We start from the raw sequence: 17406 nt of genomic DNA, 5'->3' as shown, positions 1-17406 counted from the left end.
GGGAGGGGGCGTCAGCCCTCGCCGAGGAGCTCGTGACGGACCACGGGCATGATCGCCTCGAACGCGAGCGCGCGGTGGCTGACCCGGTTCTTCTCGTCGGCGCTGAGGGCCGCGGCGCTCGCTCCGCCGGTGGCGGGGCGGAAGATCGGGTCGTAGCCGAAGCCGCCCTCCCCCGACACCTCGCGGAGCACGGATCCCTCCCACACGCCGAGGGCGGTGCGCTCGACGAGACCGTCGGCGGTGGGGACGACCAGGGCCGCGGCGCACGTGAAGCGGGCGCCGCGGTGCTCGTCCGGCACGTCCCCCAGCTGCCAGAGCAGGAGCTCGAGGTTCGCGCGGCTGTCGCGCGCAGGTCCTGCCCAACGCGCGGAGAAGATGCCCGGCGATCCGCCCAGGATGTCGACGCCGATCCCCGAGTCGTCCGCCAGCGCGGCCCGGCCCGTGTGCAGCGCGGCGGCACGTGCCTTGATGAGCGCGTTCGCCTCGAAGGTCGTGCCGTCCTCAACGGGCTCGGGGCCGTCGTAGGCGATCAGGTCGATCCCGTCGAGGCGGGCGCCGAGGATGCGGCGGAGCTCCTCGACCTTGTGGGCGTTGTGCGTGGCGAGGACGAGCGGGTTCACGGCCGGTGCCTCAGCGGCCGAGAGCCTGCGCCTGCAGCGCGGTGAGCGTGGTGCCGCCGCCGAGCGCGAGGTCGAGCAGGGCGTCGAGCTCGGCGCGGTCGAAGGGCGCGCCCTCGGCGGTACCCTGGACCTCCACGAACGATCCGCTGCCCGTCATGACGACGTTCATGTCGGTCTCGGCGCGCACGTCCTCGACGTAGGCGAGGTCGAGCAGCGGCTTCCCGTCGACGATGCCGACGGAGACCGCGGCGACGCTGTCCTTCAGCGGCGTGGCGCGCTGCGCGATGAACTTCCGCTCGCGGCCCCACTCGAGCGCGTCGGCGAGGGCGACGTAGGCGCCCGTGATGGCCGCGGTGCGCGTGCCGCCGTCGGCCTGCAGCACGTCGCAGTCGATGACGATCGTGTTCTCGCCGAGCGCCTTCATGTCGACGACGGCCCGGAGGCTGCGGCCGATGAGACGCGAGATCTCGTGCGTGCGGCCGCCGACCTTGCCCTTGACGGCCTCGCGGTCCATGCGCTCGTTCGTGGCCCGCGGGAGCATCGCGTACTCGGCGGTGACCCAGCCCTGGCCGCTGCCGGCCTTCCAGCGCGGCACGCGGTTCGTGAAGGACGCGGTGCAGAGGACGCGCGTGCGTCCGAAGGAGATGAGGGCGGATCCCTCGGCCTGCTCGCTCCAGTTCCGCTCGATGGTGATCTCGCGCAGCTGGTCGGCGGTGCGGCCGTCGTGGCGGGGGGTGTCGTCGGTCATGTGCGGCCTCAGCTCGGGTCGGGGGTGGATGCGGTGCCGCCCGCGTCCGGAGGCGTCGCCGCATCCGATCGCGGCCGGCGGGGAAGGGTGATGGCGCCGGTCTCGACGAGCTCGACGTGCGTCACGCCCGAGCCGAGCATGCGGTGCGCGAGCGTCTCGAAGTCGGAGGCGCTGCCGCCGGTGGCCTCGTACCGGATCACGGGCGGCGCGTCGGACCGCCGCTCGAGGCCAGCGGACACCAGCTCGCGGTAGACGTCCTTGGCGGTCTCGGTGTCGCTCGAGACGAGGGTGACGTCGGGTCCCATGAGCAGCGAGATCGCGCCCTCGAGGAACGGGTAGTGGGTGCAGCCGAGCACGAGCGTGTCGATGCCCGCCGCGCGCAGCGGCGCGAGGTAGCCCTCGGCGGCCGCCATCAGCTCGGGCCCCGAGGTCTCACCGCGCTCCACGAAGCCGACGAAGAGCGGCGCCTCGGCGCTCGTCAGCTCCAGGTGCGGCGCGGCGGCGAAGGCGTCGTCGTAGGCGCGGCTCGTGACGGTGGCGTGCGTCGCGATCACGCCGACGCGGTGGTTGCGGGTGACGCTGACGGCCGTGCGCACGGCGGGCTGGATCACCTCGACCACGGGGATGTCGTAGCGCTCGCGGGCGTCGCGGAGCATGGCCGCCGACGCCGTGTTGCACGCGATGACGAGCATCTTCACGCCGCGCTCGACGAGGTCGTCGAGGACCGCGAGCGCGTAGCGCCGGACGTCCGCGATGGGCTTGTCGCCGTAGGGCGTGTGCGCGGTGTCGCCGATGTAGATGATCGACTCGCGCGGCAGCAGGGTCGCGACCGCGCGGGCCACGGTGAGGCCGCCGACGCCGGAGTCGAAGATCCCGATCGGCGCGTCGCTCATCGGGCCAGCCTACCGGCGGGTCCGGATGCGCCCGGAGACGGCCGCGGGCGCGCGGGCGTCACAGCGACCGCCGGGCGTCCTCCTGCGCCACCAGCTCGGGGAGGTCCTTCAGCCGCCCCAGCCCCGCGAGCGGCTGGGCCATGCGCGCGTTGCCGCGGAGCCGCTCCCGGTTGCGGTCGAGGAACCACCAGTAGCCCGCCGTGTACGGGCAGGCGGTGGGGCCGACGCGCACCTTCGGGTCGAACGGGCAGCCGCCGCAGTGGTCCGACATCCGGTCGATGTACGCGCCGCCTCCCGCGTACGGCTTGGTCGCCATGCGCCCGCCGTCCGCGTGCAGCGCCATGCCGACCACGTTCGCCGGCATGACCCACGGCGTGCCGTCGACGAAGGAGTCGATGAACCAGTCGTTCATGGCGGCGGGGTCGTAGCCGCGCTGGAGCGCGAGGTTGCCGAGGATCATCAGCCGCTCGATGTGATGCGCCCAGCCGTGCGTGCGCACCTTGTCGACGACGTGGGAGAGGCAGGCGGCCTCGATGCCGGAGGCGTCGAGCTCCTGCAGCGCGGTCGGCACGCCGCGGTGCGCGTCGAGCCGGTTCTGCGAGGTGTAGTCGTCCTCGAAGGCCCAGTAGAGGTGCCACACGTAGTCGCGCCAGCCCATGATCTGCCGCACGATGCCCTCGACGCTCTGGATGGGCGCACGCCCGGCCGCGTGCTCGGCCGTGATGCGCTCGATGACGTCCGCCGGATCCAGCACGCCCATGTTCATGGTGGCGCTCAGGAGCGAGTGCGCCATGGTCCAGTCGCCCGCGAGCGACGCGTCCTCGAACGGGCCGAAGTCGTTGAGGCGGCTCGCCACGAAGTCGTCGAGCGCGAGGCGGCCCTCCTCCGGCGTGACGGCGAAGCGCCGCGGTCCGTCCTCGCCGACGAAGCGCACGATTCCCTTCCGCTCCCACTCGTCGAGGTCGGCGCGGACCTCGGCGTCGATGTCGTCCTCCTCGGGCCACCACGGCTCGGGCAGGCCGAGGCTCGTCGCGCCCTTCGGCGGGCGCTCGCGGTTGTCGTGGTCGTAGTTCCAGCGGCCGCCGACCGGGTCGTCGCCGTCCATGAGGATGCCCGTTCGGGCGCGCGACCACCGGTAGAAGTCCTCCATGACGAGCCGGTTCGAGGTGCGGCCCGCCATCCACTCCGCGAACTCCTGCTCGCTCGTGACGAAGCCGCGGCTCGGCAGGACCTCCGCCCCGATCTCCGCCACGAGGCGCCGCAGCCCGCGGGAGCTGGGGTCGATGACCTCGAGGTCGTCCCGACCATCGACGACCTCGCGGTAGTGGTCCACCTGGTGGAACTCGACGCGGTCGCCCAGCGCCCGGGCGCGGTGCCGGATGCCCGACAGGATGAGGTGCGCCTTCGCGCGGTGGTACGGCCGCCGGGCGAGCAGGCCCCGCGACTCGATGAGCAGCATCGGCCCGCCGTCGTCGAAGTGGTCGCCCAGCTGGTCGGCGAGGATCCATCGCGTGCGCTCCATGGCACGAACCTAGGCCGGACCCCCGTCAGCGTCCCGCGGCGTGCGCCAGGCGGATCGGACCGCCGCCCTAGGCTGAGCGGGTGACCCAGGCGACCTCCCTCCTCACCGACCGGTACGAGCTCACGATGCTCGACGCAGCGCTGAAGGCCGGCACCCACGACCGCGAGTGCGTCTTCGAGTGCTTCGCCCGCAGGCTCCCGAGCGGCCGCCGCTTCGGCGTGCTCGCGGGCACCGGCCGCCTGCTTGGTCTCATCCGCGACTTCCGCTTCGGCGACGCCGAGCTCGAGTACCTCCGCTCCCAGCGCGTCGTCGGCGAGGAGGCGCTCGCCTGGCTCGCCGACTACCGGTTCCGCGGCCGCATCACGGGCTATCGCGAGGGCGAGGTCTACTTCCCGGGCTCGCCGCTCCTCACGGTCGAGGCGCCCTTCGCCGACGGCGTGATCCTCGAGACGCTCGTGCTCAGCGTCCTCAACTACGACTCCGCGGTCGCGAGCGCCGCCGCGCGCATGGTGCAGGTCGCCGGCGGCCGGCCGCTCGCCGAGATGGGATCCCGACGCACGGGCGAGCGCTCGGCCGTCGCCGCCGCGCGCGCGGCCTTCATCGCGGGCTTCAGCGCCACGTCGAACCTCGAGGCGGGCCGCACCTGGGGCGTCCCGACGATGGGCACGGCGGCCCACTCCTTCACGCTCCTGCACGACACCGAGGAGCAGGCCTTCCGGGCGCAGGTCGATGCACTCGGCGCCGGCACCACGCTGCTCGTGGACACCTACGACGTGCGGCAGGGCGTGGAGACCGCGGTCCGCGTCGCCGGCACCGGCCTCGGCGCCGTCCGGCTCGACTCGGGCGACCTCCCCGTGCTCGTCGGCGAGGTGCGCGCACAGCTCGACGCGCTCGGGGCCACAGGGACGCGGATCACGGTAACCAACGACCTCGACGAGCACGGCATCGCCGGCCTCGCCGCGTCGCCCGTCGACTCCTACGGCGTCGGGACCTCTCTCGTGACCGGGTCAGGCGCCCCCGCGGCAGGCATGGTCTTCAAGCTCGTCGCCCACCGCGACGCGGGCGGCACCGGCGACTGGGTGTCCGTCGCGAAGCGGTCGACGGGCAAGCAGAGCCGCGGCGGCCTGAAGGCGGCGCTGCGCCGGCACGACGCGCAGGGGGTCGCGACGTCGGAGCTCGTCACGGTCGGACCGCACCCGGCGCCGCTCCCCGGCGACCGCGACCTCGTCGTCACGCTGGCGGAGGGCGGCGAGCCGGATCCGCGCTGGCTGGGCCCCGAGGGCACCGCTGCGGCGCGCTCGCACCACGCCCGTGTCGCGCGCGACCTGCCCGCGCAGGCCTTCCGGCTGCGCGCCGGCGACCCGGCGATCCCGACCGAGGAGGCCGCGACCGCCTGACGCGGACGGCCCGTGGGACGCGCTCTACTCGGGCTTCATGTTCTCGTAGATGCGCTTGCAGTCGGGGCAGACCGGGAACTTCTCGGGGTCGCGGCCGGGCAGCCACTTCTTGCCGCAGAGCGCCTTCACGGGCTTGCCGCTGATCGCGGACTCGAGGATCTTGTCCTTCTTCACGTAGTGCGAGAAGCGCTCGTGATCGCCGGGCTCGATCGTCTCCTGCTCGAGGAGCTCCTCGAGCTCGCGGTCGAGCGTGTCGGTCCCGCCGCCCTGCGCGGGGCTTCCGGGGGCCTGTTCGATGCTGAGGATGACCATGCGGCCAGTCTACTTTTCCGGCATGCCGGATCCGGCGGCGCGGGACCCGCGGATCAGTGCCGCTGCGCGAAGGCCAGGAGCTCGGGGCCGCGCCGCTCGAACACGCGGCCTCCGCCGACCACGCCGACGACGAGCGTCACGACGCCGATGCCCAGCCCCACGACGAGCGACCACATCGGGTACGCGCCGCCGTGGACCAGCCCCATCCAGCCGAGCCAGACGGACGGGAGCGCGAGGACGATCGTCGCGAGGAACGTGAGCGTGGGCACCGTGGATCCGCCGGCGCTCACGCTCTGCGGCGCGTGGAAGGGGCTGTCCCCGGGACGCGACGCGGGGTACGGGAAGCGCGCGGAGAAGAGCGACGCCAGGCCGACCCCGGCGAGCAGGACGCCGCCGCTCACCCCGACGACGGAGGGCAGGACGGACGGGTCGCCGAAGCCGAGCGCGCTGAGGGGCGCGCCGACCGCGACGAGCGGGACGCCGATGGCGAGCACGGGCACGATGCGGCCGACGCGGTCCGCGACGCCGCGGATGCCGGACACGACGTGCAGCCACACCGCAGTGTGGTCGTGCGCGGTGTCGTTGTGCACGCTCCATCCGAGGAAGAGCGCCATCACCGGCAGCGGCACCAGGGCCAGCACGTGCGCGTCGACGTCGACGATGACGAGCGGGATGAGGAGGACGAGCGGGAGCACCGGGATCAGCACGAGCGTGGCGCGGTAGCGCGGGTCGCGGATCCAGTAGGTGACGCTGCGCGCGGCCACCGCACCCGTGGGCGACGCGCCGAAGCGGCCGAACCAGCCGAGGCCGGTCTGCGCGCGACCGCCGCCCGCGCGATCGGGAGCCGTGAGGGCCCACGGCACGAGGCGGACCCACGCGAGCGCCAGGAGCGCGGCGGAGGCGAGGGCCACCAGCAGCATCCCCGAGGCCGCGCCGGCGTCGCCCTCGACGGCCGCGGCGGGAGCGGACCACGCCGCGCCGAGCGGGGTCCAGGCGATGACGCCGAGCACGCCGCGCGCAGGGCGGAGCCCGTCGTCGAGGAGGTCGGCCTGGGCCAGCGCGACCACAGCGGGGACGAGGAGCACGGCCACGAGGCCCGCCGTGAGCCCGGTCGCCTCGCGGGCCCGGCGCGTGCTGAGCAGCACGGAGGAGAGGACGGTGCTGATCCGGGCGACGAGCACGCACGTGACGACCGCGGCACAGGCAGCGATCACGGCGACGAGGGCGGTGAGCGGATCGCGGGCCCACGTGACCACGGTGGTCAGCGCCACGACCACGAGCACCGCGCCCGGCACGCTGACGACGGCGGCCACGCCGAGCGCCAGGGCGAGTCGCCGGGGCTCGATGCCGTAGGACGCGAAGCGGCGAGGGTCCATGGCGTCCTGTGTCCCCAGCACGAGCGGCACGACGAGCGATCCGAGGACGACGAGCGCGCCACCGGCCACGACGACGTCCCGCGCGGCGGCGACGTCGGCGTCGCGGAGCCCGGCCAGCGCGCCCACGGCGAGCACCGTCACGAGGATCCCGTACACGGCCGCCGCCACGAGTCCGAGGACCTGCCACGGGCTGCGGCGGAACGCGTTGGCGAAGAGTGCGAGCCTCAGTCGGAGAACGAGTGCAACCACGAGAACCCCTCCGCCGTGCGTCGACCGCCGGCCAGCGCCACGAAGCGCTCCTCCAGCGAGCGGCCCGCGCGGACCTCGTCCATGGTGCCCGCGGCGAGCACCCGGCCGTTGACGATGATCGCGACGTGGTCGCAGATGCGCTGGATGAAGTCCATGCCGTGGCTCGACAGCACGACGGTGCCGCCGTGCGCCACGTAGTCCTGGAGGATCTCGACGACGTTGGCCGCCGACACCGGGTCGACCGACTCGAACGGCTCGTCGAGGACGAGCATGCGCGGCGAGTGGATCATGGCGCAGGCGAGCGCGACCTTCTTGGTCATGCCCGCCGAGTAGTCGGTGACGAGCCGCCCGACGGCGTCCTCGAGCCCGAAGGCGGCGATGAGGTCGGCCGAGCGGCTGCGGATCTCCGCGTCGGCGAGGCCCCGCAGGGCGCCCGAGTAGTGCAGGAGCTGCGCGCCGGTGAGGCGGTCGAAGAGGCGGAGCCGGTCCGGCAGCACGCCGATGCTCCGCTTTGCGGTGAGCGGCTCGCGCCAGACGTCGATCCCGTTGACGGTGACGGTGCCGGCATCTGGCCGGAGGAGCCCCGTGACCATGGACATGGTCGTGGTCTTGCCCGCGCCGTTCGGCCCGACGATGCCGTAGAAGGAGCCGGCGCGCACGGTGAGGGCGATGTCGTCGACGGCGACCTTCTCGTCGAAGCGCTTGGTGAGCCCCTCGATCACGAGCACGTCGTCCCCCAGCTCGGGGGCGGCGGCGCGGTCGCCGCGCACGGACGGCGTGAGGGCGGTCTCCGCGACCCCGGCGAGGCCGGGGCGGGTGGAGCGGGGCGCGGTGAGGCTGTCGGTGCGCACGGTCACGGCGCGGGCCGTCTCGGGCTCGGAATCCGGAGCGGGTTCCGGCACGGCGTCGGCGTCCGGGGTGGCGGACTCATCGTCGGCGACCTGGTCGGCCGGCTCGGCGGCCTCGGCCACGGCGTCGGCGGTCAGCTCGGGCGCGGTCTCGCGATCCGTGACCGGCTCGGGCTCGGGCTTGGGCTCGGGCTCGGGCTCGGGCTCGGGCTCGACGATCGCATCAGGTCCGGCGGCCTCGTCCGGGTCGTCCAGGGCATCGGGGACCCCGTGGCCCGGATCCGTCGCCTCCACGCTCGCGGGGTCGCGCGACTCGGCTTCCGCAGAGGTCGGGCCGTCACCATCCGCCGCTTCCGCCGCCGGGACGTCGCCGGTCGACGGAGCGCCGTCGTCCTCCACGACGGGGCGGGCGGGATCGCCCGTGGGCTGCCGGTCGGCATCCGAGAACATGCTGCTGAGCTCCGTCAGGCCGTCCTGGTCCGGCGCCGTGGCATCGGCGTCCGGCGGGACCGCCGCATCAGGCGCCTCGGTGGGCATCGTCGGCGAGTCCACGGAGGTGCCGGTCGCCGTCCGCTCCTCGTCCACGTCCGACGCCGCGCTGTCCTCGGAGACCGCGACGGCCTCCGCGCTCCCGGCCGCTCGCTGGACGCGGGTGCGCCGTCGGACGCGCGGAGGGCGCGATGCCGCGGACGGGCTCTCCCCCGCGTCGTCCGCCGAGACGGGCAGGCGCGACGCGGGCGCGACGATGGGGCTCGACTTCACCCGGGGCGGCGTGGGCGCCACGACGACCGCCGGCGCGGTCCGCGGGGAGGGTGCGGTGGCACGACGCGGGACGCGCTGACCGGGGCGCGGCGGTCGCGGCACGGCGGCCGATCCCTCGGTGGGGACGGCCATCACGGTGGGTTCCTCCGCCGGCACGGCTGCGGCGCTGTCGGCGTGATCCAGGGGCTCCGCGGAGGAGTCGGACGTGGCGTCGGGGGAGGTCGTCTCGTCGGGGGCGTCGGTCACGGCCCCACGTTAGCAAGGCGGTCCTCCGTGGCCGGCCCGTCGTCCTCGGAGGTCCGCGCCCGGTCCGTGCACGAGGCCGCCCCGACCCCGGATGCGCACCCGACGCGCCCCCGCGGGAGCCCATCCAGATCACGAAAGGGACACGACCCCGCCGCCGATCCCGCCTATTTCCCCGCCCGCGGCCTACGATGGAAGCGGCATGACGGCGTGTCGAACAGGAAACCCGCGGGTGAAGTCCCGGCGAACCCTCGATGTCCGAGGGCTGCCGAGCGGACTCGGCACCCCGCATCGAACGGAGAACACATGACCACGCAGGTAGTCATCCTGGCGGCAGGCATGGGCAGCCGTCTCGGACGCAGCCTCCCCAAGCCCCTCACCGAGCTGAGCGACGGCCGCACCATCATGGGCCAGCAGTTCGACAACATCCGCTTCGGGCTCGGCGACGACGCCAAGGTCAGCATCGTCGTGGGCTACAAGCTCGACCACATCATCGACGCGTTCCCGGACGCCGACTACATCTACAACGAGCAGTACGACCAGACGAACACGTCCAAGAGCCTGCTCCGCGCCCTCCGCGCCTCGGGCCCCGGCGGCGTCCTCTGGATGAACGGCGACGTCGTCTTCGACCCGATGATCCTCCGACGCGCCGCCGCGATGATCGCCCGCGACCAGTCCTTCGTCACCGTCAACACCTCGCGCGTCTCCGACGAGGAGGTCAAGTACACGACCAGCCCCGAGGGCTTCATCCGCGAGCTGTCGAAGACCGTGAAGGGCGGCCTCGGCGAGGCGGTCGGCATCAACTACGTCTCCAAGGCCGACAAGCCCGTCCTCATCCGCCAGCTGGCCCGGGTCGCCGACCAGGACTACTTCGAGCGTGGAATAGAGTTGGCGATCGAGCAGGATTCCCTGCTCGTCGAACCGGTAGACATCTCCGACCTGTACGCGGTCGAGGTCGACTTCGCGGAGGACCTCGAGAGGGCCAACCTCTTCGTCTAGACCGCCTCGGGGATGCTGACGCAGAGGATCCCCGCCGTGCCCGACGCCGCCAGCCCCGGTCGCGCATCCCGCACCCCCGCCGCCCGCTACCGCAGGTCGCTCTGGCTGCTGACGACGCGCGACCTCAAGGTGCGCTACTCGACGAGCGCGCTCGGCTGGTTCTGGTCGATCCTCGACCCGCTCGTGATGTCGGGCATCTACTGGTTCGTCTTCACTGTCGTGTTCTCGCGCGACGTCGGCGAGGAGCCGTACATCGTGTTCCTCCTCGCGGCGCTCCTGCCGTGGATGTGGTTCACGGGAGCGACGAGCGACTTCACGAGGGCATTCAGCTCCCAGGCGAAGCTCGTCCGCTCGACCCGTATCCCGCGCAGCATCTGGGTGCTCCGCCTGGTCCTCGCGAAGGGCTTCGAGTTCGTCGCGAGCCTCCCGGTCCTGGCCGTGTTCGCGATCGTGGCGGGCGCGCGCCTCGACGTCCACGTGCTGCTGTTCCCGCTCGCCGTGCTCATCCAGGCGACGCTGCTCCTCGGCATCGGGCTGATCATCGCGCCCCTCGTCGTGTTCTTCCGCGACCTCGAGCGCGCCGTGAAGCTCGTGCTGCGCTTCCTGTTCTACGCCTCGCCCATCGTCTACTCGTCGAGCGACCTGCCCGCCGAGCTGCATCCCTGGGCCGCTCTCAACCCCCTCACCGGCGTCTTCGGCCTCTACCGCGCGGCGTTCTTCCCCTCCGAGCTCGACTGGTACGCGGTCGGGGTCAGCGCGGCGATCTCCGCCGGCCTCGTCGCGGTCGGCGCGCTGGTCTTCCGCCGCTCCCTGCCCGCCGTCCTGAAGGAGATCTGATGGACGCGTCGCACCCGTCGCCCGACCCGCGCACCGTCCTCTCGGTCGACGACGCAGGCATCCGCTTCCGTCGCAACCGGAAGGCCCGACGCAGCTTCAAGGACCTCTTCGCGGGATCGGCGCGTCGCGCGCGGCCGGGCGAGTTCTGGGCCCTGCGCCACGTGTCCTTCGAGGTGCGGCAGGGCGAGGCGATCGGCGTGGTCGGCCGCAACGGACAGGGCAAGTCGACGCTCCTCAAGCTCGTCGCCGAGGTGCTCATTGCCGACGAGGGGTCGATCGGCGTCCATGCCGGCGTCGCACCGCTCATCGAGATCACGGGCGGCTTCGTCAACGACCTCACGGTCCGCGACAACATCTACCTCACGGCGGGTCTCCACGGCATGTCCAAGGCCGAGATCGACGCCCGGTTCGACGAGATCATCGCCTTCGCCGAGATCCCGGACTTCGTCGACACCCCCTACAAGCACCTCTCGAGCGGGATGAAGGTGCGCATCGCGTTCGCCGTGATCTCGCGGCTCGACGAGCCGGTGCTCCTCGTGGACGAGGTCCTCGCCGTGGGCGACCGGGCGTTCCGGGAGAAGTGCTACCACCGCATCGAGGAGATGCTCGCGGAGGGGCGCACGCTGTTCTTCGTCTCGCACAACGAGCGCGACCTCCGCCGCTTCTGCACGCGCGGGCTGTACCTCGACAAGGGCGCCCTGGTGCTCGACGGCCCCATCGACCGGGTCATGGACGCCTACAACGCCGACCACAACCCGCCGGCTCCGACCGGCGCGTAGGCCGAGGCGCGCCCCTCCTCCCCAGCCCTGCCCTTCCACAGGCCCGCGACCCCGCACGTCGCACGCCGCCCCTACCGTGCACGCATGCTGCGACCGGTCCCGCCCCTGCCCATCCGCCCCGATCCCGAGCCCGCGTACCGCGTGCCCTGGCACTTCGACCGCACGCTCGAGCGGCCGCGCTTCGCGCTGGTCAACGTCGGCGACGAGGTGCTGCACGCCATCTCGCTGCACCTGCTCGGGTCGGGCACCATGCTGTCGCGCGCGCCCGTCACGGTGCGGCCGGGCGAGCGCCTGTGCACCACCATCCGGGGCGACGACCTGGCGCTCGACACGATCCTCGTGGTGCGATGGTTCCGGCCGGACGGGGGCGAGTACCTGTGGCGGGTCAGCTTCTGACGGGCGTGGTGCCGCGTCGGTCCCGCTCGCGCTCCAGACGGATCAGCTCGGCGGGCGAGTCACCGTCGTCCTGCGGCAGCATGTCGGCGGTGAGACCCGTCACGAGGAGTCCCGCATCCACGTCGAGCCCGCTCGCGATCTTGATGATGTTGCGCAGGCTCGGGTTCCGCTGGCCGCGCTCGATCTTGCCGAGGGCCGTCCAGTGGATGCCGGAGAGCTCCGCCAGCGTCTCCTGGCTGATGCCGATGCGCTGTCGCTGCTCGCGCACGCGGGAACCGAACTCGGCGGCGGCGTCGGAGACGGTGGTGACCATGTCACATGCTTATCCGCCACATGGAGGAATGACCAGAGCGGTGACGTCCCATGCGCATCTGCCCGCATCTCCGCGGATAGGCCCGTTGCGCGCGCGTCCATCCGATGGACGACGAGGGGACGAACGGCACAGGTGCCGCGCGTAGGCTCGGAGCATGAAGGACGCCTCCGAGCTCGACCCGACCGTGGCCACCGGCATCGATCGTCTCCTGTCCGTGCAGCGCCCCGTCGTGCTCGCCCACATCCGCTCGATCCGCGCCCGCCACCCCGATGCCTCACCCGACCGCATCATCGCGATCCTGGAGAAGCGCTTCCTCGCCGCCGTCACCGCCGGTGGCGCCGCCGTGGGAGCGAGCGCCGTGATCCCCGGCGTCGGCACCGGCGTGTCCCTCGCGCTCACGGGCGTGGAGACGGCCGGCTTCCTCGAGGCGAGCGCCCTGTTCGCGCAGTCCATCACCGAGGTGCACGGCATCACCGTCGAGGACCCGGCCCGCGCCCGCGCCCTCGTCATGACGATGATGCTGGGCGCCCCGGGCGCGCAGGTCATCCAGCAGTTCACGGGCCAGTTCTCCGGCCAGCCCGTCGACCGGAACGCCAACTGGGGCCGCGCCATCACCTCGGGCCTGCCCTCGTTCGCCATCGGGCCCATCGCCGACCGCATCAAGCGCGCCTTCATCAAGCGCTTCGTGGTGAACCAGAGCGCGAGCGCCATCGGCCGCGCCGTCCCGTTCGGCATCGGTGCCGTCATCGGCGGGGCCGGCAACCGGATGCTCGGCGGGAAGATCGTCGCGAGCTCCCGTCAGGCGTTCGGTCCAGCTCCGGCAGGATTCCCCGACGAGTTGGCGGTGCCGGAGAAGAAGCCGCGCGTGATCCGCATCGCCGAGAAGAAGGCCGCGAAGGGCTGACGCCACCCGGGGACGTGGGCTTCGGCGCCCGGCCCCGCCGAGCCTCAGGCGTCCTCGTCCTCGTCGTCGACCTGGTCGTCGGACGGCTGGCCGTCGCCGCCGTCCCGGGCGTGCAGCGCCGCGTGACGCTCCCACTCCCCCATGAGGTGGTCGATGGCCGAGTGGAAGCGCGCGGTCGCCGCGCCGGGAGAGGCGTCGCCGAAGTAGTGGCGGACCCACGCCGCGAGCCGGCGATCCGCGGCCGCGTCGTGCTGCAGCGCGTCCAGCCGGGTCACGATGTCGCGCGCGTCGTCCGCCGTCAGCCACTCGCAGTCGGAGAGGTAGCCGTCGGTGTCGATCTGGGCCTCCGGCCGGACCGGCCGCGTCACCACCAGCGGGCGTCCCGCCGCGAGGCGGTCGTAGACCATCGCGGAGATGTCGACGATGGCGAGGTCAGCGGCGGACAGCTGCCAGGCGAGCTCGCGCGAGCGGTCGACGACGTGCTGCGCCGACGGATCCTGCGCGTTCGCACGCTCGAGCATGGCGGCGATCTCGCGGTTCGCGCGCGCGTACCCGGGGTCGACGACGCCCGACCGCGGGTGCGGTCGGTAGACCACCCGATGCCGTCCGGTCGCGATGAGGTCACGCACCAGCGGGACGCCGTGCGACGCGATGGACCCGTATGCGGCGGCGGCGCGGTCCCCCTCCCACGTGGGCGCGTAGAGCACCACCGTGCGGTCGTCGGGCGCGTAGGGCAGCTCGCCGGAGTAGTGGTCGGCCTGCGGACGGCCGATCGGGATCGCGCGGCGGTCGAGGTCGTAGTCCCAGAGGACCTTGCCGAGCCGAGCGCGGGCGGCGTCGCCGGCGATGAGGCTGTAGTCGTACGCCTTGAACTGGTTGGTGGTCATGTACATCTTGTCGGACTCGCCGTGGTTGACGAAGACGTGCCAGCGGCGTCCGTACCGCATCATCTGGAAGTTCCGGGTGTTCTGGTTGACGTAGAGGACGACGCGGATGTCCTGCTCCGCGATGACCCGCTCGAGGTCCGCGACGCGGCGCACGTACTCCACCGGGAGGGGGCTCTCGTCGAGGAGCGCGTTCGCCCCGCTCGGGTGGCGGCTCAGGATGACGACCGGATGCGTGCGGGCCAGCTCGACGAGCGGCCGGTACCACTGGCGGATCTGGTACATGTTCACGGCCGAGTCGGCGAAGTACACGGCGACGCGGTACTCGCCTCGGGGCGAGGGGGCGAGGAGCGCGAGCTTGCGCTGGAGGGTCCCGCGCGCACGGCGCTGCTGGACCAGCGAGCGGACAGCGCGCACGCCGAGGCGAGCGTCGTTCAGGAGACCCATGACTCCACCGTAGCCAGCGCTCCGGGTGGCTCCGGACGCGCCCCGGCCGGGGGCGCGGAACGGTGTGCGATCGTGACCGATCGGGGTCGGATCACGATCAGATGACGGGCGGCCTGCCCGCGCGCGTCATGCGGACGACGGTGCTCCACGACATCGGACGACGCGGCCCGGGCGACGTCGTCCACCCCTCGCGCCAGCCCCGCAGCCAGGTGCCGAGGCCGTCTCGGTTCCGCGCGCTGCGGATCAGCTGCACCGCGGTCCACGACCCCACGTACACGGGCACGAGCGGCAGCGGCAGGTTGCGCCGCGCGAGCCAGACCCGGTTGCGCGCGGTGAGGCGGTGGTACTCCGCGTGCCGGGTCGGGGCGACGGCGGGGTGGTGGGCGACGAGGTCGCCCGCGTACCAGGCGCGGAGCCCCTGATCCCAGATCCTCCACGCCAGCTCGATGCCCTCGTGGGCGTAGAAGAACTCCCCCGCCCAGCCGCCAGCGGCCTCGAACGCGTCGCGGCGGACGACGACGGCGCCCTCCAGCACCGACATGACCGCGCTCGAGCGCGCGGGGTCGCCCTTGCGGATGCGCGGGATCCAGCGGCGCGGTGTGGCGGCACCCGTCGGGTCGACGATCCGCGGCTGGATGAGCGCGACGTCGTCGCTGCCGTGGATCAGCGCGAGGCAATCGGCGAGGAACGCGGCGCTCGGCACGGTCTCGTCGTCGTCGAGGAAGAACAGCGTCTCACCGGTGACGAGCGGGACGCCGGCGTTGCGCCCGGCGGGGATGCCCAGGTTCTCGGGCAGGTGCAGGCCACGCACGCCGTCGGGCAGGCCCACCGGATCCCAGCCGTTGCCGACCACGATCACGTCGAGCGCGACGCTTCGCTGACGGAGCACCGAGGCGAGCGACGCCGCCAGCCCCTCCGGCCGCCGCCCCTGGCTGAGGACGACGACGCCGACGCGCGGGACGGCGCCCGTCACGCGGACGTCAGCCGGCGCGAGGTGACGATCATCACGAAGTGCCCCACCAGCGCCAGCACCGCGAGCGGCACCAGGACGACGAGGTACGCCCGGTCGGTCTCCGGCTGACCCGCGACGAGGCCGATCACCGCGACGACGAAGGTCACGATGGTGAGCTCCACGGAGTGGAACATGCGGTGGAAGGGCAGGAACCGCACGACACGGCGGGCCGTGGCGATCAGGGAGTGCTGCGACGCGACCGTGCCCGCGCCGACGGGCGCCTTCGGCAAATCGGCGGACGCGCGCGCCACGCGCACCATGTCGTTCAGCGCCTTGTTCAGCACGATGACGAGCGCCAGGGCGAACGCCAGGGTCGTCCACGGCAGGTCGCCCGGCGCCTCGAACGGGTACGCGGCAGCGCGGATCCCCAGCGCGAGAGCGATCAGCGTCTCGGTGGAGTAGTGCCCCACGGCATCGAGGAAGTGCCCGACCGGCGACGACGTGCGGCGCCAGCGCGCGACCTCGCCGTCGCAGCAGTCCACCAGCATCTGCAGCTGGCCGAGGACCAGCGCGAGGGCGGCCCCCGCGATGCCCGGGATGAGGAGCGCGGCTGCGGCGGCCCAGCCCGTGAGGATCATGACGACGGTGACGCCGTTGGCGCTGATCCTCGTCCGCAGCAGCAGCCAGGTCAGGTACGGCGACAGGTCGCGGAGGTAGAGGTGCGCCGTCCAGTGCTCGGCGTTCGCACGCAGCCGGACCTCGGGCGGCTGCGTCACGCGGCGGAGCTCGGCGATGGAGGTGGGCAGGCCGCGGTCGCCGGTGCCGGGAGCCGCGTTCATCGGCCGGTGTGCCCGTCGAGGTCGTCGGTGAGCTCGAGGAAGCCGAGCACGAACCCGGTGCCCCAGCTGAAGTGGATGGACGGGAGGACCGCCGCGAAGCGCAGCATCGTCGCGGCGCCGTCCCGCGAGGCGACCGAGACCGCGCTCACCAGCACGAAGCCCGCGTAGACGCCGGGAACGACGAACGCACCGACGAGCCGACGCAGTCCCGGAATGCCCAACGCTGTGCCGACGAGGCCCGCGGTGCCGAGGAGGAGACCCGCGGCCACTCCGGCGACCGCGACCGGGGGCACGAAGTACCGCACGGAGTTCTGCCGCGTGTAGCGCCGGGCGAGCTCCCCTCGCCACAGGCCGGTGGCGAAGAACTGGCGGATGAGCGAGCGGAACGTGGAGCGGGGGCGGTAGGTGACCTTCATCCGCGGCGTGAACCACACGAGGCCGCCGCTCTGCCGGAGCCGGCGGTTGAGCTCCCAGTCCTGTCCGCGTCGCACCCCCTCGTCGAAGAGGCCGACCTCCACGAGGCGCTCGCGACGGAAGGCGCCGAGGTAGGCGGTCTCCGCCGGCCCCTCCTTGCCGCCCACGTGATGCGCGGTGCCCCCCAGCCCGACCCGGGCACCGTACGCGCGGGCGACGGCCTTCTCGAACGGCGTGCGCCCCTCGGCCGACATGAGGCCGCCGACGTTGTCCGCGCCCGTGGCCTGCAGGGTCTCGACGGCGATGCGCGTGTAGTCGCGCGGCAGGAGCGAGTGCGCGTCGACGCGGATCACGATGGGGTGGCGCGTGGCGCGGATGGCCGCGTTGAGGCCGCCGGGCGTGGACCCGGTGGGATTCTCGACGCTCGTGATGCGCGGATCGGCCCGTGCCATCTCGCGGACGACCTCGGTCGTGCCGTCGGTGCTCGGACCGAGGGCCAGCACGACCTCGAAGTCGCCGGCGTAGTCCTGCTGCATCATGCTGTCGACGGCGGCGCGGACGTGGGCCGCCTCATTGAGGATCGGCATGACGTACGAGACGGCAGGGAGATCGCCGGGGCTGCCGGCGACGGGGTCTCGTCGCGGGTGGTGCGCCATCTGAGCCGATCTCTTG

At 72.9% G+C, this 17406-nt stretch carries 18 protein-coding genes; 6 read left to right on the top strand and 12 right to left on the bottom strand.

Annotation, left to right across the window (positions count from 1 at the left end; translation table 11 throughout):
- Positions 1-11: 11 nt before the first annotated feature.
- Genes KYT88_RS06715 through KYT88_RS06700 form a run of 4 tightly spaced genes read right to left on the bottom strand, consistent with a single transcriptional unit; the run spans position 12 to position 3783 of the window.
- On the bottom strand, positions 12-620 hold the full coding sequence (locus KYT88_RS06715; RefSeq protein ID WP_043587411.1) for a non-canonical purine NTP pyrophosphatase: 609 nt from the start codon (positions 618-620) through the stop codon (positions 12-14).
- A gap of 10 nt (positions 621-630) precedes the next feature.
- A complete protein-coding gene (gene rph, locus KYT88_RS06710; protein WP_043587413.1) occupies positions 631-1368 on the bottom strand; it encodes a ribonuclease PH in 738 nt (245 codons plus the stop codon).
- Between the two features lie 8 nt (positions 1369-1376).
- On the bottom strand, positions 1377-2261 hold the full coding sequence (murI, locus tag KYT88_RS06705) for a glutamate racemase (RefSeq protein WP_043587415.1): 885 nt from the start codon (positions 2259-2261) through the stop codon (positions 1377-1379).
- 58 nt (positions 2262-2319) lie between these two features.
- Complete coding sequence (locus tag KYT88_RS06700; protein WP_043587416.1) at positions 2320-3783, bottom strand: cryptochrome/photolyase family protein; 1464 nt, start codon at positions 3781-3783, stop codon at positions 2320-2322.
- An 80-nt stretch (positions 3784-3863) separates the two neighbouring features.
- Between KYT88_RS06700 and KYT88_RS06695 the strand changes: the two genes are divergently transcribed.
- Positions 3864-5180 (top strand): nicotinate phosphoribosyltransferase, encoded by a 1317-nt coding sequence (locus tag KYT88_RS06695; RefSeq protein WP_043587417.1) that lies wholly within the window; start codon positions 3864-3866, stop codon positions 5178-5180.
- Between the two features lie 24 nt (positions 5181-5204).
- Here the strand turns inward: KYT88_RS06695 and KYT88_RS06690 are convergent, their stop codons facing one another.
- From KYT88_RS06690 to KYT88_RS06680, 3 genes are read right to left on the bottom strand one after another with little or no spacing between them, the layout of a single operon-like run.
- The gene (locus tag KYT88_RS06690; RefSeq protein ID WP_012037977.1) at positions 5205-5492 is read right to left on the bottom strand and encodes a DUF3039 domain-containing protein; all 288 of its coding nucleotides are present in this window, start codon (positions 5490-5492) and stop codon (positions 5205-5207) included.
- Positions 5493-5545: 53 nt separating this feature from the next.
- Complete coding sequence (locus tag KYT88_RS06685) at positions 5546-7117, bottom strand: hypothetical protein (protein WP_043587419.1); 1572 nt, start codon at positions 7115-7117, stop codon at positions 5546-5548.
- The gene (locus KYT88_RS06680) at positions 7093-8973 is read right to left on the bottom strand and encodes an ATP-binding cassette domain-containing protein (RefSeq protein WP_237583820.1); all 1881 of its coding nucleotides are present in this window, start codon (positions 8971-8973) and stop codon (positions 7093-7095) included. The genes KYT88_RS06685 and KYT88_RS06680 overlap by 25 nt, the downstream gene beginning before the upstream one ends.
- A gap of 303 nt (positions 8974-9276) precedes the next feature.
- Here KYT88_RS06680 and KYT88_RS06675 point away from each other — a divergent pair, with 303 nt between their 5' ends.
- From KYT88_RS06675 to KYT88_RS06660, 4 genes are all read left to right on the top strand, one after another.
- Positions 9277-9969: a phosphocholine cytidylyltransferase family protein gene (locus tag KYT88_RS06675; protein ID WP_012037974.1), complete on the top strand. Its 693-nt coding sequence runs from the start codon at positions 9277-9279 to the stop codon at positions 9967-9969.
- A gap of 36 nt (positions 9970-10005) precedes the next feature.
- Positions 10006-10806: an ABC transporter permease gene (locus KYT88_RS06670; RefSeq protein ID WP_043587962.1), complete on the top strand. Its 801-nt coding sequence runs from the start codon at positions 10006-10008 to the stop codon at positions 10804-10806.
- Positions 10806-11585, top strand: a complete 780-nt coding sequence (locus KYT88_RS06665; protein WP_051629391.1) for an ABC transporter ATP-binding protein — start codon at positions 10806-10808, stop codon at positions 11583-11585. Before KYT88_RS06670 ends, KYT88_RS06665 begins: the two co-directional genes overlap by 1 nt.
- Positions 11586-11669: 84 nt before the next feature.
- Positions 11670-11981 (top strand): hypothetical protein, encoded by a 312-nt coding sequence (locus KYT88_RS06660; protein ID WP_043587421.1) that lies wholly within the window; start codon positions 11670-11672, stop codon positions 11979-11981.
- Here the strand turns inward: KYT88_RS06660 and KYT88_RS06655 are convergent.
- Positions 11971-12294, bottom strand: coding sequence for a helix-turn-helix domain-containing protein (locus KYT88_RS06655; protein ID WP_012299425.1), 324 nt, complete (start codon positions 12292-12294; stop codon positions 11971-11973). The two genes, KYT88_RS06660 and KYT88_RS06655, sit on opposite strands and share 11 nt — an antisense overlap.
- 154 nt (positions 12295-12448) lie before the next feature.
- On the opposite strand from KYT88_RS06655, the gene KYT88_RS06650 reads away from it, so the two are divergent.
- Entirely contained in the window at positions 12449-13198 is a 750-nt protein-coding gene (locus tag KYT88_RS06650) for a hypothetical protein (protein WP_043587423.1), read from the top strand.
- Positions 13199-13242: 44 nt separating this feature from the next.
- Here the strand turns inward: KYT88_RS06650 and KYT88_RS06645 are convergent, their stop codons facing one another.
- The 4 genes from KYT88_RS06645 to KYT88_RS06630 form a co-directional block, all read right to left on the bottom strand.
- Complete coding sequence (locus KYT88_RS06645) at positions 13243-14529, bottom strand: CDP-glycerol glycerophosphotransferase family protein (protein ID WP_043587425.1); 1287 nt, start codon at positions 14527-14529, stop codon at positions 13243-13245.
- A 97-nt stretch (positions 14530-14626) separates the two neighbouring features.
- Positions 14627-15502: a glycosyltransferase family 2 protein gene (locus KYT88_RS06640; protein WP_043587428.1), complete on the bottom strand. Its 876-nt coding sequence runs from the start codon at positions 15500-15502 to the stop codon at positions 14627-14629.
- Positions 15499-16320, bottom strand: coding sequence for a CDP-alcohol phosphatidyltransferase family protein (locus KYT88_RS06635; RefSeq protein WP_043587429.1), 822 nt, complete (start codon positions 16318-16320; stop codon positions 15499-15501). The genes KYT88_RS06640 and KYT88_RS06635 overlap by 4 nt, the downstream gene beginning before the upstream one ends.
- Positions 16317-17390 carry a glycosyltransferase family 2 protein gene (locus KYT88_RS06630; protein WP_043587431.1) on the bottom strand — a complete coding sequence of 358 codons (1074 nt, stop codon included), beginning with the start codon at positions 17388-17390 and terminating at the stop codon, positions 16317-16319. The genes KYT88_RS06635 and KYT88_RS06630 overlap by 4 nt, the downstream gene beginning before the upstream one ends.
- Positions 17391-17406: the final 16 nt, after the last annotated feature.

Origin of the sequence: Clavibacter sp. A6099 (assembly GCF_021919125.1) — a bacterium.
GTDB lineage: Bacteria > Actinomycetota > Actinomycetes > Actinomycetales > Microbacteriaceae > Clavibacter > Clavibacter seminis.
This window is presented reverse-complemented; position numbering and strand designations above follow the sequence as displayed.